The sequence below is a fragment of the Streptomyces sp. NPDC101132 genome, assembly GCF_044759225.1.
Taxonomy (GTDB): Bacteria; Actinomycetota; Actinomycetes; order Streptomycetales; family Streptomycetaceae; genus Streptomyces.
In genome coordinates, this window is the sequence record NZ_JBIVYX010000020.1 from 31,886 (window position 1) to 54,704 (window position 22,819).

The following is a 22,819-nucleotide window of genomic DNA, read 5'->3' on the forward strand; positions in this document are numbered from 1 at the left end:
CGCCGCTGCCCGAACCGCGCGGGGGTCAGGCGAGGAGGCGGCTCCAGGTGCGGGCGTCGACGGTGCCGTCGGCGGGGAGCCTGCGGGCCTTCTGGAAGGCGGTGACGCGGGATCTGGTGCCGGGGCCGAAGAGGCCGTCGACGGGGGTGTCGTAGCCGAGCGAGTGGAGCCTGCCCTGCATGGCCCGTACGGCCTGGCCGGCGGCGCCCTGCGAGACCGGGGTGCTGAGCTGGTTCCAGGTCTGGGTGCCGGCGACGCCGTCCACGACCGTCTCGTTGCGGGTCTGGAAGGCCCGCAGGGCGGATTCGGTGGCCGGGCCGAAGGTGCCGTCGACCGGGACCTGGGCGCCGTGCTGGAGGAGCAGGTGCTGGAGGATGCGGACGCGTTCGCCCGTGTCGCCCGGCCGGAGCACCGTCCACATGGGTCCCACCGGGTCGCCGCCGACCCGGGCCGCGACGTCGGAGCGGAGCTTGGGGAGCAGGGCGTAGAGGCGGTCGCCCGGGCACGCGGTGGCGTTGAAGTCCCGGTGCCCGTAGATCTGGTAGGCGTCGATGCCGTACTGGCGGCAGATGTACGTGCACAGGTCGACCAGGGCCTCGTACAGCTCGGCGCGGGGCTCGACGGTGCTGTACGTGCCCTCGTTCTCGATGCCGATGGCGACCCGGTTCTGGCCGGTGCAGTGCGCGGCCTCGACGGTCTCGGATCCGCTGAGGAGGGAGTTGAGGCTCTCGTGCCGGCCCTCGGTGACGTAGCCGCCGCGGCTGATGGTGAAGTGCTGGCCGGTGTCGATCCAGCCGTTGGTGTCCATCTGGTAGTTCTGGATGGCCCGGGCCAGGACGAGGGAGCGTTTCTGCGAGTAGTCGGTGACGTTCGGGGTCGCGGTGTGGTGGACGACGATCTTCTCGGGCGAGGTGGGCAGTACCCGGACGGGGCTGGTCGGTTGCCGGGCGCCCCAGGAGTCACAGTCCGTGATCTCCGGGGCGCCCGCCGCCCAGGCCCTTCCCGGCGTCCCGAGGGCGGCCAGCGCCCCCAGCGAGAGGGCACCCGTGAGCACCGTCCGGCGGCGCAGCAGGGGTCGCAGCGTCGGCAGCATGTGCGATTCCGTTCCGTGGAAGAGCGGACGGCGGCTCACCCGGTGCGAGGCATACGGGTGATCCGCCGTGGCTTGAGCGGGATGTCCGACACCCCCGTGTCCGGACAGTCCGCCAACGCGTCAGCACGCTAGAGATCAAGACCGGTTCCGGACAAGCCAGATCGCCGTGTGGGACGTCCCGTGTCGTCCCATGGGACCCCTGGGACACCCGGGACGGGTGACGCGGGGTCGGCCGAACGGCCCAGCGCCGCTGGGACGGTACGACCGGCACATGACCGATGGCCGTGCGACCCGTGACCTCCGGCTCACGATCCGGCCGGCCGGCACTGGGGCCGGCGGGCCGCCGCTTCCTACGGTCGGGCGTGTCCGGAACAGGAACACCGACGCCTTGGAGCGCCGCCCATGACCCCTCCCAGCACCCCCACGCCCGACTCGCCCGCCACACCGGCCGGGTCCGCGCCACCGGGTGTGTCCGGGGTCCCCGTCGTGTCCGGGGCGCCCTCCGTGTCCGCGTCACCGGCCGTGTCCGTCGCGCCCGACCTCGTCGCGGTGTCCGGACCCACGGCATCCGTCGCGCCCGCGGGGCACCCCGTACCCAGCCCCGGCCTCCAGCGGTTCGGTGCCGTGGGCGGGGTGTTGCTCGCGCTCGGTCTCGGCGTGCCCGGGGCCGTCGAGGCGTTCACCGGGGAGACCGCCGCCACCAACCGCGAGATCGCCTCACGCCTGCGCCTCACCGAGGGGACGGTGAAGAACCACGTCTCCCGCATCCTCACCCGCCTCTCGCTCCGCGACCGCACCCAGGCCGCCCTCTACGCCCGTGACCAGGGCCTCCTCTGACGAGCCGCCGGAGCCGCCGTACGCTGCGGTCATGCAGAAGATCACGGTGGACAACGACACGGGCGCCCCGCTCACCCTGTGGGTCGAGCCCCTCGGCGAGGACTACTGGCTGAAGCCCGGCGAGCGCTTCACCGTCAGCTCGGACACCGACCTCGCCGACCCGGCCGGTGTCGCCCCCTTCGAGGTCACGGTCCACGCCCGGGGCATCAGCGTCCACTCCAACGTCGGCCACCCGGCCGGCGTCCACGACGCGTCCGGCACCGAACTCCACTGCGGCCACCAACGCCCCACGGAAACCCCCTGACACACGACCGCCCCGGGCGCCCCCGGGTCAGCCCGCCGGGATGACGTCGGCGGTCCACGCGTCGGGAGCGGCCGGCGGGTGCCAGACCACCGTGACCTCCGTGCCGTGGAAGTCACGGGCCAGGGAGGCGACCAGGTCGGCCGCCGCTTCGCGGGCCGCGGCGGCGGGCGCGTCCGCGGGAACGCCCACCAGACCGCCGCACACCGTGCCCCCGTCGGCGGTCGTGAGGCTGTGCCGCCAGCCGCGCGGGCTCGCCATGAGGAGGATGCCGCGCGGCAGCGCGAACGGCGGCCGGGGGGCCTTCCTGCGTCGTGCCATGCCGTCATCCAACACGCCCGGTCGGGATGGGGGGAATCCGGGTCGGGGTGGGTAGGGGGATCGTCCGGGCCCGGGGCGGCTGATACGTTCGAAAGTCCTGGTCGAAGCTGACAAAGGTGGTTGTACTGTGACGCATCACGTACGAGGTGTCATCGCGCGCGGCAAGGGCGCACCGGTGGAGACGGCCACGATCCTGGTCCCCGACCCCGGGCCCGGCGAGGCGCTCGTACAGGTCAAGGCCTGCGGCGTGTGCCACACCGACCTCCACTACCGCGAGGGCGGCATCAACGACGAGTTCCCCTTCCTGCTCGGCCACGAGGCGGCCGGGATCGTGGAGGCCGTCGGACCCGGCGTCACCGACGTCGCCCCCGGTGACTTCGTGATCCTGAACTGGCGTGCGGTCTGCGGAAGTTGCCGGTCCTGTCGGCGCGGCCGCCCCTGGTACTGCTTCGCCACCCACAACGCCTCCCAGCCCATGACGCTGGAGGACGGCACGCCCCTCTCGCCGGCGCTCGGCATCGGTGCCTTCGCGGAGAAGACCCTCGTCGCGGCCGGCCAGTGCACCAAGGTCGACCCGGCCGCCTCCCCGGCCGCCGCCGGGCTCCTCGGCTGCGGCGTCATGGCCGGTCTCGGCGCCGCGCTCAACACCGGCAACGTCGGCCGCGGCGACTCCGTCGCCGTCATCGGCTGCGGGGGAGTCGGCAACGCCGCCGTCGCCGGCGCCCGTCTGGCCGGCGCGGCGAAGATCATCGCCGTGGACCTGGACGACCGCAAGCTCGACCTCGCCCGCACCCTCGGCGCCACCCACACCGTCAACGGCCGCACCGACGACGTGGTCAAGGCCGTCCAGGCCCTCACCGACGGCAACGGCGCCGACGTGGTGATCGACGCCGTCGGCCGGCCGGAGACCTATCGGCAGGCGTTCTACGCCCGGGACCTCGCCGGCACCGTGGTGCTGGTCGGCGTACCCACCCCGGAGATGAAGCTGGAACTGCCGCTCCTCGACGTCTTCGGCCGGGGCGGCGCGCTCAAGTCGTCCTGGTACGGCGACTGCCTGCCCGAACGCGACTTCCCCGTCCTCATCGACCTCTACCTCCAGGGACGGCTCGACCTCGACGCCTTCGTCTCGGAGACCATCGCCCTGGACGAGGTCGAGGAGGCCTTCGCGCGCATGGAGCGCGGCGAAGTCCTCCGCTCCGTGGTGCAGTTCTGACCCGGTGACGGACGGCGGGGCCGGCGGGACGCGACCCGCGGGCCCCGCCGGTTCCACCGCTCCACCGCTCCACCGCTCCACCGCCCCGCCGCTCCCCGCCGCACGTCCGCGCGCCCGGGCCCCGCACGACCCTGCGCGCCATGTCACACCTCACCGCACCACCGTCCACCCCCGTCTCCCGCCCCACCAAGGAACCCCTCATGCACCGCTACCGTCAGCCGGGCGTGGTCCTGACCGACCACCACTTCACCGTCCCCCTCGACCACGACGACCCGGGCGGCGAGAGCATCGAACTCTTCGCCCGCGAGGTGACGGCGGCCGGGAAGGACCCGGCCGGCCTCCCCTGGCTGCTCTACCTGGAGGGCGGCCCCGGCTTCGGCGCCCGGCGGTTCACCGGCCGGCAGGCCTGGCTCGGCCGGGCAACGCAGGAGTACCGCGTCCTCCTCCTCGACCAGCGCGGCACCGGACGCTCCACCCCCGCGAACCGGCAGACCCTTCCCCTCCGCGGCACCCCGGCCCAACAGGCCGACTACCTCGCCCACTTCCGCGCCGACTCGATCGTCCGCGACTGCGAGGCCATCCGCCCCGGACTCACCGGCGGCGCGCCCTGGACCGTGCTCGGCCAGAGCTTCGGCGGCTTCTGCACCACCCACTACCTGTCCACCGCGCCCGAGGGCATCCACACCGCTCTCATCACCGGCGGCCTGCCCTCCCTGGACGCCACCGCCGACGACGTGTACCGCGCCGCGTACCCCCGCATCACCCGCAAGAACCTCGCCCACTACGAGCGCTACCCGATGGACGTCGAGCGGGCCCGCCGCATCGCCGCGCACCTCGCCGAGCGCCGGCCGGTGCTGCCCGGCGGGTTCCGGCTCACGCCCGAGGCCTTCCAGTCCCTCGGCCTGATGCTCGGCGTGGCCGACGGCAGCCACCAGCTCCACTACCTGCTGGAGGGGGCCTTCGTCCGCACGCCGTCCGGGCACGAACTGTCGGACGCCTTCCTGGAGGGCGTGCGGGCGGCGCTCTCGTACGCCGGACACCCGCTGTACGCGCTGCTGCACGAGGCGATCTACGCCCAGGACCCCGGCCGGCCCACCGACTGGGCCGCCGAGCGGGTCCGCGCCGAATTCCCGCGCTTCGACGCGGAGAAGACCCTCGCCGGGGACGAACCGCTGCTGTTCACCGGCGAGACCGTGCACCCCTGGCTGTTCGAGACCGACCCCGCCCTCGCCCCGCTGCGCGAGACGGCCGGGCTGCTCGCGGCGCGCACCGGCTGGCGGCCGCTGTACGACCGGGCGCGGCTGGCCGCGAACCGGGTGCCGGTCGCCGCTGCCGTGTACCACGACGACATGTACGTCGACACCGCGCACTCGCTGGACACCGCCCGGTCGATCAGGGGGCTGCGGACCTGGGTGACCGACGAGTTCGAGCACGACGGCGTCCGCGCCGGCGGCCCGCGGGTCCTGGACCGGCTGCTGGCGCTGGTACGCGACGAGGTCTGAGCGCGCGGGGCGTCGGGGACCCGGTGGGGGCGCCGGGCACGCGGCGGCTACGGCTCGACGAAGGGGCGGGTCAGATGCGGGGTGCCGAGCAGGGCGCCCCGCTTCCTGGCCAGCTCCAGCAGGGCCTCGCGCGAGGCGCGGGCCGGCACCGGGTCGCTCTCGTACACGTACGGGACCTCCGGGCTCACCCACTGCACGGCGTGCACCAGCACGTCGCCGGTCAGCACCAGGTCCCGGCCGGCGCCCTCGACCAGCACGGACTGGTGGCCGGGGGTGTGCCCGGGAGTGGGGAACAACGTCACATGTGAACCTATACGGTGACGTCCCGCCAGCTCCCGCAGCGCACCCGCCCGCCGCAGCGGCTCCACCACCCGGGTCAGCGCGGGCGCGCCGGGCGCGAGCGGTTCGGTCTCGTCCCGCTGCACCAGGTACGTGGCCTCGGTGAAGTACGGCTCGCCGTCCGGCCCCACCGCCCACCCCACGTGGTCCCCGTGCAGGTGGGTCAGCACCACCGTGTCCACGTCCGTCCGCGCGATGCCGGCCCGCGCCATGATCTCCGGCAGCCGGCCCGGCACCGGGGCCCAGTCGGCGGCCGGCGCGTCCGCGGGACCGACGCCCGCGTCCACCATCGTCACCCCGCCGTCGGGGCGCCGGACCGCGAAGCAGCGGAACTCGAGCCGCCAGGTCCCGTCCGGCCCGAAGGCCTCGGGATCGGCCGCCGCGGCCCGTTCCCAGTCCTCCTCCGTCGCCCCCGGGAAGAGCGTGCGCACCAGGGTGGTCGACTCGAACAGGCCCGATGCGTCGGACAGCGGGACCACCACGGGTCCGCCCGGCAGGGAAATCTCCAACTCGTCTCCTGAGTACGGGAATCACATCGTCGGCTGACCTATTGTGCGGATCATGACCGAGCAGCTGAAGCCCATGCCCACCGACTGGCAGCGCGCCCTCGCCGTGGTCGCGCACCCCGACGACCTCGAGTACGGGTGCGCCGCCGCCATCGCCGACTGGACCGACGGCGGCCGTGAGGTCGTGTACGTCCTCGCCACCCGCGGCGAAGCCGGCATCGACACCCTCGACCCCGCCACCTGCGCCCCGCTGCGCGAGGCGGAGCAGCGCGCCAGCGCCGCGGTCGTGGGCGTCTCCACCGTCGAGTTCCTCGACCACCGCGACGGCATCATCGAGTACGGCCTCGACCTGCGCCGCGACATCGCCGCCGCGATCCGCCGCCACCGCCCCGAACTCGTCATCACCCTCAACCACCGCGACACCTGGGGCGGCGTCGCCTGGAACACCCCCGACCACCGGGCGGTGGGCCGCGCCACCCTCGACGCGGCCGCCGACGCAGGCAACCGCTGGATCTTCCCCGAACTCACCGAGCAGGGCCTGGAGCCCTGGAACGGCGTGCGCTGGGTCGCCATCGCCGGCTCCTCGTCCCCCACCCACGCGGCCGACGCGACGCCGGGTCTCGAACGGTCCGTCAAGTCCCTGCTGGAACACCGGGCGTACATCGAGGTGCTCACGGACGAGGACCCCGAGACGTACTGCCGCACCTTCCTCACCCAGAGCGCCGAGCGCGCGGCGGAGCGCTTCGGCGGCCGGCCGGCCGTCACCTTCGAGGTGTTCGCCCGCTGACCGCCGCGGGGCCGGCCGGGCCCTTCACTCGCGTCACGCTTCCCCCTACCCTGACGGTTCGTCACATGAGGTGGGCGGAGGGGGAAACGACGTGATCGACACGATCGGCACGGAGATCGCCGAGGGTGAGGAGCGCATCCGCCTGGACGTGGCGGACCACCTCGCGGTCCTCACCCTCTGCCGCCCCGCGAAGCTCAACGGCTGGAGCTGGGAGTCGACCCGGCAGCTCGGGCTGCTCGCCGACCGGATCCGCTTTGACGACTCGGTCCGTGCCGTGCTGGTGCGGGCCGAGGGCCGGGCCTTCTGCGCGGGCATCGACGTGACCGCCCCCGGCGGTGCGATCACCGGGGTCTCGGCGGCCGCACGCACGCGCAACTACTACGAGGGCATCCGCTGGGTGCACGAGCGGTTCGCCGTGTTCTCCCGGCTGCCGCAGCCGGTCGTGGCGGCCGTCCAGGGCTACTGCCTCGGCTTCGGCTTCGAACTGGCGCTGATGGCCGACATCCGGGTGGCCGCCGACGACGCCGTCTTCGCCCTCCCCGAGGCCCGGCTCGGCGTGGCCGTCGACGCGGGGGGCGACCTGCGGATCGCCCGCGAGGCCGGCGCCGGCTGGGCGAAGTACCTGGCCCTCACCGGCCGCCGCATCGACGCGGCCACCGCCGAACGGCTCCGCCTCGTCCAGCAGGTGGTGCCGGCCGCCGAACTGGACGCGACCGCCCGGAACCTCGCCGCGGAGATCGCCGCCCAGGCCCCGCTGGCCGTCCAGGGCATCAAGCGCTCCGTCGACGCCTTCGCCGACGCGGGCCTCCCGGCCGCCCTGGACCGTACGGCCATGACCGCCGCCCTCACCCTCACCTCGGACGACTGCCGGGAGGGCTACACGGCCGCCGCCACCCGCCGCCCCCCGTACTTCCGCGGCCACTGACCGACACCGCCGGCGCCGCCCCGGCAGGCCCGTACGGCCCGTGGCCCGTACGACCCCGCCCGTACGACACCCCACGCGTACGGCATTCCGCCCGTACGGGACACCCCGCCCGGCCGCCGCCCGCCTTAGGCGTCGGGGAACCAGTCGCGGCCGGACGCCCAGTGAGCGGCCCAGCCCGTGAAGCCGGGGGTGCCGGGCATGAGGGCGTCCGGCGCGTCGGGGCCGAACGGGAGGGCACCCTCCCCGGCGATCTGCCAGACGTGGCCGCGCTGCGGGCCGGTGACGACCAGGTGCCAGTACATGCCGCAGCCGTCGGTGCCCAGCAGCAGCGAACCATGGTCGAACACGGTGGCCGTACGGGCCTCGAACTCCTCCACCGACAGCTCCACCACGGTGTCGTCCTCCTCCCACAGCCACGCCCCGGTGAGCGGGAAGGGTTCGGCGAGCAGGCGCTCCGGACGGTCCGCGCCCCAGTCCTGCGGGGTCTCCGCCAGCGGGAGGAGGCCGTAGTGGGGCGGTCCGGCGGGCAGACCGTCGCAGACCTCCGCCACGAACGTGCGGTACGGCTCGGGCAGCAGCACTCCGTGCTCCGCCTCGAACGACCGCACCGCCTCCCACCCGGCCGGCGGCGCGGCGCCGGGCCGTGAAGCGAAGATCTCACGCAGGGCGGCCAGCTCGGCCGGGCCGCAGGTTTCCGTGTTCATGCCGGCCATCATGCACGGGTGCCGGGATCCGGCGGGCGGCAGGGGAGGCAAGGCGGCAGGGCGGCCACGGCGCCGGGACCGGGCCGGGCGCCGAGTGAAGGGCGCCGAGTGGCGGGCGGCGGGCGCCGGGCCGGGCCGCCGGTGCCGGGACCCGGCCGGCGGCAGGGGAGGCAGGCCGCCCCGACGGGTGCCGGGGCGGTGGTGCGGATACGGCTGCGGCGGGTTCCGCGGGGCCGTTATCTTCGGGTTCGGGGGTGTGGATGCGGGGCGTGGTCAGGGGGGTTCTGCTCGGCGGGGTCGCCGCCGTGGTGGCCGTGCTCGCCTCGCTGGCCGCCAACGCCGCCACCGCGCAGGAGCGGTGGCCCGGCGCCCTCGACCAGATCCGCCAGCGGCCCTGGTGGTGGGTCGGCGGACTCGGGGCCCTGGCCCTGGCCGGCGCCCTGCTCACCGCCTGGCGCCAGGAGCGGCCCCAGGCCGTCGCCGGTGACCCCCCGCCGCCGGCCCCCGAGGACGTGGCGGACTGGGTGGTCGGCCGGGCGGAGGGCGCGCGTGCGGTCGCCGCGGTCTGCCGCCGGCACCGCCGCGGGACGGTGGCCCTCACCTCCTCGCTGGACGGCGACGGCGGCTTCGGCAAGACCGTCCTGGCCCGGGTCGTCTCCGCGCACCCGCGCGTCCGCAGGCGGTTCCGGGACCGCGTGTACGTGGTCACCGTCGGCCGGGACGTCCGCGGCCGGGCGGCGGTGGCCGCCAAGGTGGCCGAGGTCACCCACTACGTCACGGGGGACACCCGCACCTTCGACGACCCCGGCCTCGCCGGCCGGCACCTCGGCCGGCTGCTGGACCAGCGGCCCCGCACCCTGCTGGTGCTCGACGACGTGTGGGAGGAGGAACAGCTCACCCCCTTCCTCCAGGGCGGCCGCACCTGCGTGCGCCTGGTCACCACCCGCGTCCCGGAGCTGCTGCCGCCCGGCACCCGGCGCGTCACGGTGGGGGAGATGACCGCCGCCCAGGCCCGCGCCGTCCTGACCTCGGAACTCCCGCCGCTGCCCGAGGAACTGACCCTCGGTCTGCTGCGCGCCACCGGCCGCTGGGCACTGCTGCTCCGGCTCACCAACCGGCTGGTCGCCGGCCAGGTGGCCGCCGGCGCGGACCCGACCGCCGCCGCCCGCGCGGCCCTGGACGGGCTGACCGCGCACGGCCCCGCCGCGGGCGAATCGCCCGGACCGGTGGCGGCGCTCGACCTCGACGACCCGGTACGGCGCTCCACGGCCGTACGTGCCACCGTCGAGGCCGCCACCACGCTGCTGCCCGCCGGCGGGCCCCGACGCCTGGCGGAGCTCGGGGTGTTCGTCGAGGACGAGACCGTACCGGTGGCCCTGGTCGCCCGCCTCTGGGCGGTCACCGGCGGGCTGGACGAGACCGCGACCCGTACCCTCTGCGGGCGGCTGCACCGCCTCTCGCTCGTCTCCCTCACCCCCGCTGACGGTGGCCGGCTCACCCTGCACGACGTGCTCCGCGACTACCTGCGCGGCGAACTCGGCGAGGCCGACCTGCGCCGGCTGCACGCCCTGCTGGCCGACGAGGCCGGTCCCGCCCCCTGGGAGACCACCGACGGCTACCTGCTGGACCACCTCGTCGAGCACCTCCTCGCCGCCGGCCGCACCGACCGGGCCGAGGCGCTGGTCGCCGATCTCCGCTGGGTCGAGGCCCGGCTGCACCAGCGCGGTCCCTCGGCCCCCTGGCAGGACGCCCGCCGCGTCCCCACCGGCACCGGCACCCGCGTCGCCCGGGACCTCGACCGCATCGCGCACCTGCTCGCCCCGCTGGAGCCCGCGGGCGCCCTGACCGCCACCCTGCACAGCCGCCTGGCCCACGAGCCCCTCTGGCGCGAGCAGGTCCTGGTCAGGCAGCACGATCCGGGCGCCGGACCCCTCCTCTGCAACCGCTGGGACCTCCCGGACCTGCCGGACAGCCTGCTGCTGCGCACGCTCACGGGCCACACGGGCTCCATCGAGTGCATGGCCGTGTCCGGGGACGGCAGCCGGCTCGCGAGCGCGGACCGGGCCGGCAGCATCCGGCTGTGGGACCTGGAGTCGGGCCGGTGCGTGCGGGTCCTGCGGTCCGGAGACGGAACGGCGCTGATCAGGCTGGCGCTGTCGCCCGACGGGAGGGTGCTGGTGATCGCCGACAGCAATGGACGCATGCGGATCCGAGACGCGGTGACGGGCGCCCGGATCGCCGCCAGAAGGGGCGCATGGCCGGTCAACGGAGCGGCCTTCGCCCCGGACGGCGCCTGGCTCGTCACCGGGAGCGGCGACGGCGTCCTGAGGGTCTGGGAGCCGCGCCGGTGGCGGCCCCTCCGCGTGATCGCGACCGACGGACCGGTGTCCGGGCTGAGGCTGTCCCCGGACGGCTCCCGCCTCGCCACCGGCATCGGCCCGACGCTCCGGCTCTGGTCCACGGCCGACTGGCGGCGGATACCGGTCGCGAGCACGGGCGGCGCACGGTGGGCGCTGGAGGTCCTCGTCGCGGACGACCCCCTCGCCGGCCCGCCGGGCACGGCGGAGCGACACGGTTCTGAGGGGGACGGGTGGCACGGCGTGGCAGAGGACGACGGGCGGACCGACCGCATGGCACTGGCTCCGGACGGATCGTGGCTGGCCGTCGACGACGCGGAGGGGGTACACCTGCGGGCGATGCCGCAGGGGACCCCGCTCGGTACGGTGCGTGCCCGCGACGCCTGGAACCGGGCGCTGGCCGTCGCCCCGGACGGCAGTTGGCTGGCCACGGGCTCCCACGACGGCACCATCCAGTTCTGGGGGGTCCGCGGAGGGTTCGCCGGACGGATGGCCGCCGGCGCCGCCGAGCCGCAGTACGCCGTGGCGTTCTCCCCGGACGGCGCCTGGCTGACGGGCCGCGTCGGCGAGGTCGTACCGGTCGCCGGCCCGCCGGACCGGGGCCGCGACGCGGGGACGGTGCTCCACGCCGTCCACGCGGTGGCCGTCGCCGCTGACGGGAGCCTGATCGTGTCCGTCGGCGGCGACCGGCAGACGCGGGTCCACGACACGGTCGCGGGCACCCACACCGACCTCCCGGACAGTGCCTACGACGTGGCGCTCGCCCCGGACTGCTCCTGGCTGGCGCTGGCCCTCACCGACGGAACGGTGGCCGTCTGGGAGCCCGGGCCGTGGCGGCGCGTGACGACACCGCCCGCGCCCGCGGCGGCGTGCCGCTCCGTCGCCGCGGGCCCCGCCGGGGATTGGCTCGCCGCGGGGGACCTGCACGGAGCCGTCCGCGTCTGGACCAGAGGCCCCTCCGGGCCTGGTACGTGGCATGCCGGCCCGCCGCTCCCCGGCCACACGGGAGCAGTGCCGGCGCTGGCGGTCTCGCCGGACGGCCGTCTGCTCGCCTCGGCCGGAGCGGACGGCACGGTACAGATCAGGGACACCGCCACGTGGGCCCGCACGCACGCCCTGACGGGGCACGAGGGCGAAGTCCAGGGGGTGGCGTTCTCGCCGGACGGCGCCTGGCTCGCCTCCGTGGGCGGGGACGCGACCGTCCGCGTCTGGGACGCGGCCACCGGCCGGGCGGTGACGGCCCTGCGGACGGAGCGTCCGCTCGTCGGCTGCGCCTGGCATCCCGACGGCCGGGACCTCGCCGTGTGCGGCTCGGGCGGGCTGTACCTCTTCGGGTTCCTCGGCCCGCCCGCCACGGGGTGAAGGTCCTGCCGCCACGGGGGTGGACCTCCCGCCCCCTACAGGCTGAACGGCCCCCGCCCCAGTTGCTCGCGGAGCGGGGTGACCTCCGGGTTGACCAGGCTGCGGCGCTGCCAGTTGGCGCCGTCCACCACCAGCGTGTGTCCGGTGATGAAGGAGGCGTACGGGGAGGCCAGGAAGGTCGCGGCCCAGCCCAGTTCGCGGGGGAGGCCGACGCGGAGCGCGGGCTGGCGGAGGGCGGCGGGGCCCTCGTCGCGGGCCAGGCCGGCGCGGATGTCGGCGGTCATGTCGGCATGCGGGACCAGGCCCGGGACCAGGCCGTTGACCTGGATGCCGTACGGGCCCCACTCGACGGCCAGGGTCTCCGTCAGGCTCTTGACCCCGGCCTTCGCGGCCGCGCTGTGCGCGAAGCCGGGGCCGCCCGTCCAGGCGTACGAGGCGCCGATGTTGACGATCGAGCCGGGGGTGCCCGCGGCCAGGTGGCGGCGGCCGAACTCGCGGGTCGTCAGCCAGGTGCCGGTCAGCGTGGTGTCGACGACCGCGCGCCACGCGTTCGGCGACATGTCCTCCGCCGGTACGGGGAAGTTGGCGGCCGCGTTGTTGACCAGGACGTCCGGCAGTCCGGAGCCGGCCACGGCGGCGTCGAAGACCTCCGCGATCCGCTCCGGGTCCCGGATGTCGCAGACGGCGGCCGTGATCCGGCCGCCGCCCGTGTCCCCGCGGCCCGTGTCCCCACCGCCCCCGTCCGCCCGGCCAGGGCCGCCGGCCTCCGCACCGGCCGCGATCCGGGCCAACTCGGCTTGCGCCTGCTGGAGTTGTCCCGCCCTACGGCCCGCGATCACCACGTGCGCGCCGAGCCGGGCGAACTCGGCGGCGATGGCCTTGCCCAGGCCGGTGCCGCCGCCCGTCACCAGCACCGTCCGCCCCCGGTACGTACCGGGGGGCAGGGCGGAGGCGCCGAGCGGCGGCGGGGCCGGCAGGCCGGGCAGGGGCTGCTGCGGCGGGTGCGCCGCCGGACCGTGCTCCGTGGATTCCATGCGCGCATCGATAGCGCGCCGGGCCTCGGATCACCAGCCCCGTGCCGGCCGTCAGAGCGCGTACGCCTGCCTGCTCGCGCACGTCCAGACCGCCGCGGACTCGCCCACGAGGTGGTCGTGGTCGATGACGGTGCCGCCCACGCGGTCGTCGTCGGAGACGGCCTTCGCCCGGCCCGTCGCGTCCGCGTCCGGCAGGGGCAGGGTCAGCATCGGGCCCGAGCCCGGCCAGTACTGCGGCTTGAGCTGCTGCGGGTAGCCCTCCTCGTAGGTCATGGCCGAGCCGACGCTGACGTTCGTGGTGGGGCTGATCGCGTACAGCTCGCCGTCCTCGTGCCCGGGGAGCTTGCCCGGGAGGGTGGGCAGCGCGTCGTAGGGCTTCTTCCACACCTGGGCGGTGGTGCGGTACCAGGCCTTGAGGTCGAGGTCCTCGAAGCCCACGACCCGGCCCGCGGCGTCGATGTCGGTCGCGCGGTTGCCGATGGTGTAGTCGGTCTGGTTCTCCACGAGGAGGCTGTACGGGTCGTAGCCGCCGGCGGGCCACACCACCGGGAAGCTGTTCCCGACGGGGTAGTCGCCCGCCTCGTCCCAGTAGTACGTCGTCGCGGTGCCCACGATGTCGCCGCGCTTGTTGATGCCGGCCGCGCCGACCTTCGTGGCGGCGTGCGCGTCCGCGGGCACCGGCAGGCGCCGGACGACCCGGCCGTTGCGCCAGACGGTCGCGGTGCCGGCGGCGGTGCCGACCACGTACCCGGCGTCGTTGACGTCAGCCCCCCAGCTGTTGTCACCGGCCGCGCTGAGCAGGGTGACGGCGGCGTCGCCCTTGCGGTACGTGAACGCGACCGCCTCGCTCCCGTTGTTGCGGGTCAGCGTGCCCACCATCAGGCCGCCGGCGTTCACGGCGTTGACCCGGCCCGCGGCCCAGCCCGCGGGGAGCGGGACGGCGGTGACCTTCACGCCCTCCCAGAAGACCGGCCTGCCCTCGCTCGACCCCACCGACAGGTCGCCTGCACCGAAGCCGAGGACCTCCCCGTTCGCGTAACCGTCGCCGACGGTCAGCGACGTGAGGAGCAGCAGTTCGGGCTTGCACGGCTTGGGCGCCGGGGCGGCGCCGGCCGGGCCGGCGGTGCCGAGGAGGCCGGCCGCCAGGGCGGTGGTGATGCAGACGTGCTTGAGCTTGTTCACGTGGTGTCCCCCCATGTGAATGGTTCGTGTGGGGGACATGTTGCCTTGTGGGGCGGCGGATCGGGGCGGAACGGTACAGACCACTTTTCGTGGGGTGTTCGCGTCGAGTTCGAGTACCCGGGGCGGCTCGGTGCGGGCCCCGTCGGGCTCCTGGGCGCGGACCCGTCGCGGAGCATTCCCTTCCGGGCAAGCGACCGCTTAGTATGCCCCGGAGCGTGGTTCCTCGACGGCGGCTGGAGGCCCCGGATGCAGGCATGGCGAGTACACACCCACGGCGAGCCCCGCGAGGTCATGCGCCTCGACGAGGTGCCGGCCCCCGAACCCGGCGAGGGCGAGGTGCGGCTGAGGGTCCTGGCCGCGAACGTCAACTTCCCCGACGCGCTGCTGTGCCGGGGCCAGTACCAGATCCGCCCCGACCTGCCCTTCACCCCCGGCGTCGAGGTGTGCGGCGAGACCGAGGACGGCCGCCGCGTCATCGTCAACCCGCGCCTGCCGCACGGCGGTTTCGCCGAGTACGTCACCGCCGACGCCCGCGCCCTCCTGCCGGCTCCCGAGGCCCTCGACGACGCCGAGGCCGCCGCCCTGCACATCGGCTACCAGACCGGCTGGTTCGGCCTGCACCGCCGGGCCGGCCTGCGCGCGGGCGAGACCCTCCTCGTGCACGCCGCCGCCGGGGGCGTCGGCAGCGCCGCCGTCCAGCTCGGCAAGGCCGCCGGCGCCACCGTCATCGGCGTCGTGGGCGGCAAGGCCAAGGCCCGCACCGCCGAGGAACTGGGCTGCGACCTGGTGGTCGACCGGCACGCCGAGGACATCGTCACCCGGGTCAAGGAGTTCACCGGCGGCCGCGGTGCCGACGTCGTGTACGACCCGGTCGGCGGCGACGCGTACACCGCCTCCGCCAAGTCGGTGGCCTTCGAGGGCCGCATCGTGGTCGTCGGCTTCGCCGGCGGCACCGTCCCCGCGCCCGCCCTCAACCACGCGCTGGTCAAGAACTACGCGATCCTCGGCCTGCACTGGGGCCTGTACAACACCAAGGACCCGGCCGCCGTCCGCGCCTGCCACGACGAACTCACCCGGCTCGCCGGCACCGGCGCCATCCGGCCGCTCGTCAGCGAGCGCGTCCCCCTGGACCGCGCCGCCGACGCCGTACAGCGCGTCGCCGACGGCACCACCACCGGCCGCCTCGTCGTCCTCCCCGCCACCGGAGGCGCCCGATGACCGGCACCACCCCGTCCGAGGTCACCGCCGCCGACGTCACCGCCCGGGTACGGGACCTCCTCGCCGCCCACCCCCCGGCGAGCACCGACCGCCTGGACTTCCTCCGCGCCCGCTTCGACGCCGGCCTCGCCTGGGTCCACTACCCCGAGGGCCTCGGCGGACTCGGCGCCCCCCGCACCCTCCAGGCCGTGGCCGACGCCGAACTGGAGAAGGCCGGGGCACCCGACAACGACCCGCGCCGCATCGGCATCGGCCTCGGCATGGCCGCGCCCACGATCCTCGCGTACGGCACCGAGGAGCAGAAGCGCCGCTTCCTGCGCCCGCTGTGGACCGGCGAGGAGGTGTGGTGCCAGCTCTTCAGCGAGCCCGGCGCCGGCTCCGACCTCGCCGCCCTCGGCACCCGCGCGGTGCGCGAGGAGACCGCCCCCGGCACCGGCCCCACGGAAACCGCCGGCGGCTGGATCGTCGACGGCCAGAAGGTGTGGACCTCCAGCGCCCACCTGGCCCGCTGGGCCATCCTCATCGCCCGCACCGACCCCGGCCTCCCCAAGCACCAGGGCATCACGTACTTCCTCTGCGACATGACCGCCCCCGGCGTCGAGGTCAGGCCGCTCCGCCAGCTCACCGGCGAGGCCGAGTTCAACGAGGTCTTCCTCACCGGCGTCCGGATCCCCGACGCCCACCGGCTCGGCGCCGTCGGCCAGGGCTGGGAGGTGGCCCGCACCACCCTGATGAACGAGCGGGTCTCCATCGGCGGCATGCGACTGCCCCGCGAGGGCGGCATGATCGGCCCGGTCGCCGCCGCCTGGCGCGCCCGCCCCGGACTGCGCACCCACGCCCTCCACCAGCGGCTCCTCGGCCTCTGGGTCGAGGCCGAGGTGGCCCGCCTCACCGCCGAGCGGCTGCGCCAGCAGCTCGCCGCCGGCCAGCCCGGCCCCGAGGGCTCCGGCATGAAGCTCACCTTCGCCCGGCTCAACCAGGAGATCAGCGGCCTGGAGGTCGAACTCCTCGGCGAGGAGGGCCTGCTGTACGAGGACTGGACGATGCGCCGCCCGGAACTCGTCGACTTCACCGGCCGCGACGCCGGCTACCGCTACCTCCGCTCCAAGGGCAACTCCATCGAGGGCGGCACCAGCGAGATCCTCCTCAACATCGTCGCCGAACGCGTCCTCGGCCTGCCCCCCGAACCGCGTGACGACAAGGACCTGCCCTGGAAGGACCTGGCCAAGTGAGCGACCTGCGCTACACCGACACCGAGGAAGAACTCCGCGCCGCCGTACGGGCCCTGCTCACCGACCGGGCCCCCGCCGCCACCGTGCTCGCCCGCGCCGAGTCCGGCACCCCCCACGACCCGGCGCTGTGGCAGGCCCTCGGCGCCGGGATCGGCGCCGCCGGGCTGCTGGTCCCCGAGAAGCTCGGCGGCCAGGGCGCCGGCCCCCGCGAGGCCGCCGTCGTCCTGGAGGAGCTGGGCCGCGCCGTCACCCCGGTCCCGTACCTCACCAGCTCCGTCATCGCCACCGAGGCCCTCCTCGCCTGCGACGCCCAACTCCCCGCCGTCGCGAGCCTGCTGGCCTCCCTCGCCGCCGGCACGACCGTCGCCGTCGTCGCCCTGCCGCTCACCCTCGGACCCGGCGCGCCCGGCCCCGCCCCGGTACGCGACACCGGCGGCGGACTGCTCGACGGCACCGTCACCTCCGTGGCCGACGCGGCCGTCGCCGACGTCCTGCTCGTCCTCGCCGACACCGGCCTGTTCGCCGTACGCGCCGAGCAGGCCCGCATCGAGCCCGCCGTCCCCCTCGACCTCACCCGCCCCCTGGCCACCGTCCGCCTCGACGGCGCGTACGGCGAACCGCTCGCCGGACCCGTCACGGCGACCGCCGTGCTGCGCCGGGCCCTGCTCGCCGGCGCCGGACTGCTCGCCTCCGAGCAGCTCGGGCTGGCCGACTGGTGCCTGACCGAGACCGTGCGGCACGTCCGCGAGCGCCACCAGTTCAACCGGCCCGTCGGCTCCTTCCAGGCCCTCAAGCACCGGCTCGCCCAGCTCTGGCTGGAGGTGGCCCAGGCCCGCGCCGCCGCCCGCAACGCGGCGGACGCCCTGGCCACCGGGGACTCCGAGGCGGCCCTCGCCGTCTCCCTCGCCCAGGCCTACTGCTCGGGGGTGGCCGTGCGGGCCGCCGAGGAGTGCGTACAGCTGCACGGCGGCATCGGCATGACCTGGGAACACCCGGCCCACCTGTACCTCAAGCGGGCCAAGGCCGACTCGCTCGCGCTGGGCACCACCGGCCACCACCACGACCGGATCGCCCAGCTCGCCGCCCTCCCGGCCCCCTGACGCCCGGCCCGAGGGCACGCCGTCCCCGGCCACCCGCCGGCCCCCGGTCCGGGGCCGGCGTGCCCGCCCGGGGGCCGCCTGCCCGCCCGCCCGGGGCCGGCGTGCCCCCTCCCGCGCTGCTCAGGGCCCCGCCCACCCGGCCCGGAGGGGCAGCACACACGGCCGAAACATTCGGTCCCTACCCTGACCGGCATGATCATCCAGCCGCTCCCGGAACCCGCGCTCCGCGCCCAGCTCGACTCCCTCGCCGACCTGACGCTCGACACCGTCGCCGGGGGCAACTCCCTCGGCTTCCTCGCCGACGTGGGCCACGCCGAGGCCGCCGCCTGGTGGGAGTCGCTCCTGCCGGCCGTCTCCGACGGCACGCTCACCGTCTGGACGGCCCACGACGGCGACCGGGTCGCCGGCACCGTCAGCCTGCGCCGCGAGACCAAGCCCAACGGCCGGCACCGCGCCGAGGTCAACAGGCTGATGGTGCACCGGGAGGCGCGCGGCCGGGGCCTCGCCCGGGCCCTGCTCGCCGCACTGGAGCGGCACGCGGCGGAAGAGGGACTGGTCCTGCTGCACCTCGACACCGAGACCGGCAGCCCCGCCGAGGGCCTCTACCGCGCCCTCGGCTGGCACGAGGCGGGCACCGTCCCGGACTTCGCGGCCGACCCGGCCGGCGTCCTCCACCCCACGACCATCTTCTACAAGTCCGCGCGCACCCCCGCCGCGGCCGGCCCGGCGCCCCGCTGACCCCCGCCCTTCCCCTCGCGCACCCGCCCCCTCGCGCACCCGCCACCCTCGCGCACCCGCCACCCTCGCGCACCCGCCCCCTCGCGCAGCCCCACCGCCCCCGGCGAGCCCCCCGCGAGCCCCCGGGCGGCCCCCCCCGCGCGCCCCTTCGGTGACCTCCACTGCACCGGAGCGTTAGACCGTCGGAGTCGGTTGACGTCCCGAGAGGCACGGAGGAGCAGGGATGAGCGCCAGCAGCGGGAACATCGCCATCGCCAGGGCGGCCGGAGCACTCGCCGTCGGCCGCCGCACGGCACTGCGCGCGGCCTTCACCGCGGCCGTCGTCGCCGCCACGGCCGCGGCGCTGGCCCCCGTCGTCCGGGCCGGGCGCGCGGGCCGGCGCACCACCCGCGACGTCGAGCCGACCGTACCGGTCTTCGAGGAGACCTACCGCGGCCGCCACATCACCGCCGTGCGGTACGCCGCCCACGCGCCCGGCGCGCGCCCCCGCGTGGACGTGTACGTCGACGGGCGCTCCCTGCACGTGATGCGCCGCGCCGACGGCAGCTGGCTCAGCGGGGTCAACCACTACGAGTCCTTCGCCTCCCCCCGCGCCCTGGCCCGCGCCGCCGTCGACGAACTCGGCAGCGCCCGCCTCTCCGAGGCCCCCGCGCACCACGCCTGACGGCCCCGCCCGCCCCCCACGCCCGGCCGCCGGCACGCCACGGCGGCCCCGATCCCCGCCGAAAGGGCCGACCCGTGTACACCCGCCAGAACCAGAAGGACCTCACCAGCGCGCAGAAGAAGAGGTTCGTCGCGGCCGTGCTGGAGCTCAAGCGCGACGGTACGTACGACCAGTTCGTCCGCACGCACGACCGCTACTTCGTGCCGGACGACGACGACGGCCTGCGCGTGGGCCACATGTCGCCCTCGTTCTTCCCCTGGCACCGCAAGTACCTGCTGGAGTTCGAGAAGGCCCTCCAGGCGCTCGACCCGGGCCTGTCCGTCCCGTACTGGGACTGGACCACCGACCGCAGCCCCGCCTCCTCCCTCTGGGCGGAGGACTTCCTCGGCGGGACCGGACGGGCGGACGACCGGCAGGTGACGACCGGTCCCTTCGCCTACGAGAAGGGCAACTGGCCCATCACGGTCGGCATCCGGGAGGGCCGCTTCCTCACCCGCAACCTCGGCCGCCCCCACAACCCCATCACCCTCCCCACGGCCGCCGAGCTCCAGTGGGCCGTGGACGACCCGGTGTACGACACCGCCCCCTGGGACTCGACGGCCGTCGACGGCGGCTTCCGCAACAAGCTGGAGGGCTGGACCGCGCCGCGCCGCGAGCGCTGGCGGAACCACAACAAGGTGCACCAGTGGATCGGCGGCCACATGACCGGCGGCACCGCGCCGAACGACCCCGCGTTCTGGCTGCACCACTCGTTCGTCGACCTGATCTGGGACCGCTGGCAGCAGCGGCACCCCGGTTCCGGCTACCTGCCGGCGCAGCGCCTCGACCGCTTCGACCGGCAGTACGGGCGGGTGCTCAGCCTGGACGAGCCGATGCCGCCCTGGGGCGTGACGCCCCGTGAACTCCTCTCGCACCGGAACCTCTACCGGTACGCGTGACGACGCGCGGGATCGACGCGCGGGACCGGGGTGTGAGACCGGGGCGTGAGACCGGGGCCGGGTCCCCGCACAGGGGCCGGGCCCCCCGCCGCGGTTGCGGCGGGGGGCCCGGGGGGTACTGCGGAGTGCCGGCGATCAGTCGCCGTAGGCGCCCTTGGGCTCGTCGTGCCCGGAGACGTTCTCGCAGTGGTTGCCGAAGGCGGGGTTCAGGAGGCCGATCACGTTCACGGAGTTGCCGCAGACGTTGATCGGAACGTGCACGGGCACCTGGACGACGTTGCCCGAGGCGACACCGGGGGAACCGACCGCGGCGCCGTGCGCTCCGGCATCGGCGACGGCCATGCCGGCGCCGGCGGCCAGAACGGAACCGGCGGCAGCGGTGACGGCTGCTGCCTTCGCGATACGCGACATCGAGATCTCCTTGAGAAATGGAAGCGCCACAAGATCTGTGACGATGACATGGCGTACAACGCCGTGACCGCCCTGGGGTCACGGCCGCTGCGCCTACCTGGTGACGGGGAAGTGCACCGAGCCGAACGCCGGGCCCACCGGGGCGCTGGCACCGGGCTCGACGACCCCGACCACGCGTCCCGTGCAGCCCTCCCCGGCGTACAGCACCGCACGCCTGTCCGAGCCGTTCACCACGCCGCCGCCGGCGCCGCCCGCGGCGTCGAAGCAGCCGGCCGGGTCGTGGATGGCGTGGACCTTGTCGTCCGTGCCGAAGAACTGGAAGTCCTGACCGGCGGCGTGGGCCGTGCCCCCGGCAGCCGCCGTGGCGGCCAGGAGGAGTGCCGGGGCCGCCGCGGCCCTGAGGGTGCCGTTGATACGCATGAATGCCTCGCGGTGTGGGTGGAGTACCTGCCACCGGTCCAACCACCCGGCCCGGTGCGGGTCACGCCATGTCACCCGTAGGGGCAACGCCGGGCCCGGTACGGCCCCGGAGCCCGCGCCCCGCACCGGCCCCCCCTCCCCGCCGGGCGGCCCGCGCCGCCGCTGTTTATGCTCGCTTCCTGGGCCCACGGCGCACCGAGGAACTGCGGGAGGGCGACATGGCCATGGACGTGGTGGAACGCGTGGAGGCCGTCACGCGGTACGGCGCGGTACGGGGCACGCGCGAGGGCTCCGTCGCCGTCTTCCGCGGCATCCCGTACGCCGCCCCGCCCGTCGGACCGCACCGGTTCGCCGCGCCCGCGCAGCCCGAGCCGTGGGAAGGCGTCCGCGAGGCCGTCGCCTTCGGTCCCACGGCGCCCAAGACCCCGTACCCGGAGCCCTTCGCCACCCTCCTCACCGACCCCGTCCACCCGGGCGACGACTGCCTGAACCTGAACGTGTGGACCCCCGACCCGGTCGCCGGAGCGGCGCTGCCGGTCATGGTGTGGATCCACGGCGGCGCCCTGACCAGGGGCTCTTCGGCGGTACCGGTCTACGACGGGTCGTCCTTCGCCCGCGACGGCGTGGTCCTCGTCTCGCTGAACTACCGGCTGGGCGTGGAGGGCTTCGGGCACTTCCCGGACGCGGTGCCGAACCGCGGGCTGCTGGACCAGATCGCCGCCCTGGAGTGGGTGCGGGACAACATCGAGGCCTTCGGCGGTGATCCCGCCCGCGTCACCGTGTTCGGCGAGTCGGCCGGCGCCATCAGCATCGGCGCGCTGCTCGCCTCCCCGCGGGCCGAGGGCCTGTTCCGGCAGGCGGTCCTCCAGAGCGGTCCCCCGGAGGCGCTGCCGCACGTGAAGGTGCGGGCCATGGTGCGCAGGATGGCGGCCCGGCTCAAGGTGCCGGCCACCGCCGCGGCCTTCGCCCGGGTGGACCCGGACGCCCTGCTGGCCGCTCAGGCCGCCGTACTGCGCCGCTCCAGCCCGCTGCTGGGCGGGGCGGCCTTCGGGATCGTCGAGGACGGGGACGCCGTGCCCGGGGACCCGCTGGCCCGGCTCGTCTCGGGCGAGGCGGGGGCCGGGGTGCCGCTGCTGCTGGGCTGGACGGACGAGGAGTACCGGCTGTGGCTGGCGCCCACCGGCGTACTGGGCCACCTGAACCGGATGGGCCCGCTGGCCCTCGCGCTCACCGCGGCCCGGGCCGGGATGCCGCTGGCGGCCGTACGGGCCCGCCGGGCGGCGCAGCCGGAGCTGCCCGTGGGCGAGGTCGCGGGCCAGGTGCTCACGGACCGGCTGCTGCGGGACCCGCTGCGCGCCCTGGCCGCCGCGGAGCGCGGCGCGCCGGCGTACGTGTACGAGTTCGGCTGGCGCTCGGGCATACCGGGGCTCGGGTCCTGCCACGCGCTGGAGCTGGGCTTCGTCTTCGACGTGCTGGACATCCCGGCGGCCCGCGCGCTGGCGGGCCCCGGGGCGCCCCAGGAGCTGGCCGACGCCATGCACGCGGCCTGGGTGTCGTTCGCGGTCACCGGGGACCCGGGCTGGGCCCCGGCGCCCGGGGAGCCCCGCCGGTTCGCCGTGTAGCGGGGCCGGCACG

22 protein-coding genes are annotated in these 22,819 nt (G+C 75.5%); 14 read left to right on the plus strand and 8 right to left on the minus strand.

What is annotated here, in order from left to right; genetic code table 11:
- Positions 1 to 25: 25 nt before the first annotated feature.
- Entirely contained in the window at positions 26 to 1,093 is a 1,068-nt protein-coding gene (locus ACIQUR_RS32680; RefSeq protein ID WP_403672392.1) for an N-acetylmuramoyl-L-alanine amidase, read from the minus strand.
- Positions 1,094 to 1,597: 504 nt separating this feature from the next.
- On the opposite strand from ACIQUR_RS32680, the gene ACIQUR_RS32685 reads away from it, so the two are divergent.
- Both ACIQUR_RS32685 and ACIQUR_RS32690 read left to right on the plus strand, forming a co-directional pair.
- Positions 1,598 to 1,930: a response regulator transcription factor gene (locus ACIQUR_RS32685; protein ID WP_403672395.1), complete on the plus strand. Its 333-nt coding sequence runs from the start codon at positions 1,598 to 1,600 to the stop codon at positions 1,928 to 1,930.
- Positions 1,931 to 1,961: 31 nt separating this feature from the next.
- Positions 1,962 to 2,234 carry a hypothetical protein gene (locus ACIQUR_RS32690; RefSeq protein WP_403672398.1) on the plus strand — a complete coding sequence of 91 codons (273 nt, stop codon included), beginning with the start codon at positions 1,962 to 1,964 and terminating at the stop codon, positions 2,232 to 2,234.
- A gap of 27 nt (positions 2,235 to 2,261) precedes the next feature.
- Here ACIQUR_RS32690 and ACIQUR_RS32695 read toward each other — a convergent pair whose 3' ends face one another.
- A complete protein-coding gene (locus tag ACIQUR_RS32695) occupies positions 2,262 to 2,552 on the minus strand; it encodes a hypothetical protein (RefSeq protein ID WP_403672401.1) in 291 nt (96 codons plus the stop codon).
- Positions 2,553 to 2,679: 127 nt separating this feature from the next.
- Between ACIQUR_RS32695 and ACIQUR_RS32700 the strand changes: the two genes are divergently transcribed.
- Together ACIQUR_RS32700 and ACIQUR_RS32705 are read left to right on the plus strand one after the other, a co-directional pair.
- Positions 2,680 to 3,765 (plus strand): S-(hydroxymethyl)mycothiol dehydrogenase, encoded by a 1,086-nt coding sequence (locus tag ACIQUR_RS32700; RefSeq protein WP_403672403.1) that lies wholly within the window; start codon positions 2,680 to 2,682, stop codon positions 3,763 to 3,765.
- A gap of 200 nt (positions 3,766 to 3,965) precedes the next feature.
- Positions 3,966 to 5,267 (plus strand): alpha/beta fold hydrolase, encoded by a 1,302-nt coding sequence (locus ACIQUR_RS32705; protein ID WP_403672406.1) that lies wholly within the window; start codon positions 3,966 to 3,968, stop codon positions 5,265 to 5,267.
- Positions 5,268 to 5,314: 47 nt separating this feature from the next.
- Here the strand turns inward: ACIQUR_RS32705 and ACIQUR_RS32710 are convergent, their stop codons facing one another.
- Positions 5,315 to 6,115 carry an MBL fold metallo-hydrolase gene (locus ACIQUR_RS32710; RefSeq protein WP_403672409.1) on the minus strand — a complete coding sequence of 267 codons (801 nt, stop codon included), beginning with the start codon at positions 6,113 to 6,115 and terminating at the stop codon, positions 5,315 to 5,317.
- A gap of 52 nt (positions 6,116 to 6,167) precedes the next feature.
- On the opposite strand from ACIQUR_RS32710, the gene ACIQUR_RS32715 reads away from it, so the two are divergent.
- Both ACIQUR_RS32715 and ACIQUR_RS32720 read left to right on the plus strand, forming a co-directional pair.
- Positions 6,168 to 6,899 carry a PIG-L deacetylase family protein gene (locus ACIQUR_RS32715; RefSeq protein ID WP_403672412.1) on the plus strand — a complete coding sequence of 244 codons (732 nt, stop codon included), beginning with the start codon at positions 6,168 to 6,170 and terminating at the stop codon, positions 6,897 to 6,899.
- 91 nt (positions 6,900 to 6,990) lie between these two features.
- The gene (locus ACIQUR_RS32720; protein ID WP_403672415.1) at positions 6,991 to 7,824 is read left to right on the plus strand and encodes an enoyl-CoA hydratase/isomerase family protein; all 834 of its coding nucleotides are present in this window, start codon (positions 6,991 to 6,993) and stop codon (positions 7,822 to 7,824) included.
- A 125-nt stretch (positions 7,825 to 7,949) separates the two neighbouring features.
- On the opposite strand, the gene ACIQUR_RS32725 is transcribed toward ACIQUR_RS32720, so the two are convergent.
- A complete protein-coding gene (locus ACIQUR_RS32725) occupies positions 7,950 to 8,540 on the minus strand; it encodes an SMI1/KNR4 family protein (RefSeq protein ID WP_403672418.1) in 591 nt (196 codons plus the stop codon).
- Positions 8,541 to 8,797: 257 nt separating this feature from the next.
- On the opposite strand from ACIQUR_RS32725, the gene ACIQUR_RS32730 reads away from it, so the two are divergent.
- Positions 8,798 to 12,247, plus strand: a complete 3,450-nt coding sequence (locus tag ACIQUR_RS32730; RefSeq protein ID WP_403672421.1) for an NB-ARC domain-containing protein — start codon at positions 8,798 to 8,800, stop codon at positions 12,245 to 12,247.
- Positions 12,248 to 12,282: 35 nt separating this feature from the next.
- On the opposite strand, the gene ACIQUR_RS32735 is transcribed toward ACIQUR_RS32730, so the two are convergent.
- Positions 12,283 to 13,281, minus strand: a complete 999-nt coding sequence (locus tag ACIQUR_RS32735; protein WP_403672423.1) for an SDR family oxidoreductase — start codon at positions 13,279 to 13,281, stop codon at positions 12,283 to 12,285.
- Positions 13,282 to 13,332: 51 nt separating this feature from the next.
- Positions 13,333 to 14,478, minus strand: a complete 1,146-nt coding sequence (locus tag ACIQUR_RS32740) for a hypothetical protein (protein ID WP_403672425.1) — start codon at positions 14,476 to 14,478, stop codon at positions 13,333 to 13,335.
- A gap of 231 nt (positions 14,479 to 14,709) precedes the next feature.
- Here ACIQUR_RS32740 and ACIQUR_RS32745 point away from each other — a divergent pair, with 231 nt between their 5' ends.
- The 6 genes from ACIQUR_RS32745 to ACIQUR_RS32770 all read left to right on the plus strand — a co-directional run bounded on the left by ACIQUR_RS32745 (position 14,710) and on the right by ACIQUR_RS32770 (position 20,353).
- The gene (locus ACIQUR_RS32745) at positions 14,710 to 15,681 is read left to right on the plus strand and encodes an NADPH:quinone oxidoreductase family protein (protein ID WP_403672428.1); all 972 of its coding nucleotides are present in this window, start codon (positions 14,710 to 14,712) and stop codon (positions 15,679 to 15,681) included.
- The gene (locus ACIQUR_RS32750) at positions 15,678 to 16,913 is read left to right on the plus strand and encodes an acyl-CoA dehydrogenase family protein (protein ID WP_403672431.1); all 1,236 of its coding nucleotides are present in this window, start codon (positions 15,678 to 15,680) and stop codon (positions 16,911 to 16,913) included. Before ACIQUR_RS32745 ends, ACIQUR_RS32750 begins: the two co-directional genes overlap by 4 nt.
- Complete coding sequence (locus ACIQUR_RS32755) at positions 16,910 to 18,013, plus strand: acyl-CoA dehydrogenase family protein (RefSeq protein WP_403672434.1); 1,104 nt, start codon at positions 16,910 to 16,912, stop codon at positions 18,011 to 18,013. Before ACIQUR_RS32750 ends, ACIQUR_RS32755 begins: the two co-directional genes overlap by 4 nt.
- Positions 18,014 to 18,205: 192 nt before the next feature.
- A complete protein-coding gene (locus ACIQUR_RS32760; RefSeq protein ID WP_403672437.1) occupies positions 18,206 to 18,751 on the plus strand; it encodes a GNAT family N-acetyltransferase in 546 nt (181 codons plus the stop codon).
- A gap of 223 nt (positions 18,752 to 18,974) precedes the next feature.
- On the plus strand, positions 18,975 to 19,415 hold the full coding sequence (locus tag ACIQUR_RS32765) for a tyrosinase family oxidase copper chaperone (RefSeq protein WP_403672440.1): 441 nt from the start codon (positions 18,975 to 18,977) through the stop codon (positions 19,413 to 19,415).
- A 74-nt stretch (positions 19,416 to 19,489) separates the two neighbouring features.
- A complete protein-coding gene (locus ACIQUR_RS32770) occupies positions 19,490 to 20,353 on the plus strand; it encodes a tyrosinase family protein (RefSeq protein ID WP_403672443.1) in 864 nt (287 codons plus the stop codon).
- A 135-nt stretch (positions 20,354 to 20,488) separates the two neighbouring features.
- Here ACIQUR_RS32770 and ACIQUR_RS32775 read toward each other — a convergent pair whose 3' ends face one another.
- Together ACIQUR_RS32775 and ACIQUR_RS32780 are read right to left on the minus strand one after the other, a co-directional pair.
- Positions 20,489 to 20,764, minus strand: coding sequence for a chaplin (locus ACIQUR_RS32775; protein ID WP_403672446.1), 276 nt, complete (start codon positions 20,762 to 20,764; stop codon positions 20,489 to 20,491).
- Between the two features lie 93 nt (positions 20,765 to 20,857).
- Positions 20,858 to 21,184 carry a hypothetical protein gene (locus ACIQUR_RS32780; RefSeq protein WP_399950969.1) on the minus strand — a complete coding sequence of 109 codons (327 nt, stop codon included), beginning with the start codon at positions 21,182 to 21,184 and terminating at the stop codon, positions 20,858 to 20,860.
- Between the two features lie 218 nt (positions 21,185 to 21,402).
- On the opposite strand from ACIQUR_RS32780, the gene ACIQUR_RS32785 reads away from it, so the two are divergent.
- Positions 21,403 to 22,806 (plus strand): carboxylesterase/lipase family protein, encoded by a 1,404-nt coding sequence (locus tag ACIQUR_RS32785; protein ID WP_403672449.1) that lies wholly within the window; start codon positions 21,403 to 21,405, stop codon positions 22,804 to 22,806.
- Positions 22,807 to 22,819 lie beyond the last annotated feature (13 nt).

Excerpts from the sequence above, each read along its gene's own strand:
- ACIQUR_RS32680 (WP_403672392.1), bottom strand. The coding sequence starts at position 1,093 with ATGCTGCCGACGCTGCGACCCCTGCTGCGCCGCCGGACGGTGCTCACG.
- ACIQUR_RS32695 (WP_403672401.1), bottom strand. The coding sequence starts at position 2,552 with ATGGCACGACGCAGGAAGGCCCCCCGGCCGCCGTTCGCGCTGCCGCGC.
- ACIQUR_RS32750 (WP_403672431.1), top strand. The coding sequence starts at position 15,678 with ATGACCGGCACCACCCCGTCCGAGGTCACCGCCGCCGACGTCACCGCC.
- ACIQUR_RS32760 (WP_403672437.1), top strand. The coding sequence starts at position 18,206 with ATGATCATCCAGCCGCTCCCGGAACCCGCGCTCCGCGCCCAGCTCGAC.
- ACIQUR_RS32775 (WP_403672446.1), bottom strand. The coding sequence starts at position 20,764 with ATGTCGCGTATCGCGAAGGCAGCAGCCGTCACCGCTGCCGCCGGTTCC.
- ACIQUR_RS32785 (WP_403672449.1), top strand. The coding sequence starts at position 21,403 with ATGGCCATGGACGTGGTGGAACGCGTGGAGGCCGTCACGCGGTACGGC.
- ACIQUR_RS32690 (WP_403672398.1), top strand. The coding sequence starts at position 1,962 with ATGCAGAAGATCACGGTGGACAACGACACGGGCGCCCCGCTCACCCTG.
- ACIQUR_RS32780 (WP_399950969.1), bottom strand. The coding sequence starts at position 21,184 with ATGCGTATCAACGGCACCCTCAGGGCCGCGGCGGCCCCGGCACTCCTC.
- ACIQUR_RS32705 (WP_403672406.1), top strand. The coding sequence starts at position 3,966 with ATGCACCGCTACCGTCAGCCGGGCGTGGTCCTGACCGACCACCACTTC.
- ACIQUR_RS32765 (WP_403672440.1), top strand. The coding sequence starts at position 18,975 with ATGAGCGCCAGCAGCGGGAACATCGCCATCGCCAGGGCGGCCGGAGCA.
- ACIQUR_RS32725 (WP_403672418.1), bottom strand. The coding sequence starts at position 8,540 with ATGATGGCCGGCATGAACACGGAAACCTGCGGCCCGGCCGAGCTGGCC.
- ACIQUR_RS32735 (WP_403672423.1), bottom strand. The coding sequence starts at position 13,281 with ATGGAATCCACGGAGCACGGTCCGGCGGCGCACCCGCCGCAGCAGCCC.
- ACIQUR_RS32740 (WP_403672425.1), bottom strand. The coding sequence starts at position 14,478 with ATGGGGGGACACCACGTGAACAAGCTCAAGCACGTCTGCATCACCACC.
- ACIQUR_RS32745 (WP_403672428.1), top strand. The coding sequence starts at position 14,710 with ATGCAGGCATGGCGAGTACACACCCACGGCGAGCCCCGCGAGGTCATG.
- ACIQUR_RS32715 (WP_403672412.1), top strand. The coding sequence starts at position 6,168 with ATGACCGAGCAGCTGAAGCCCATGCCCACCGACTGGCAGCGCGCCCTC.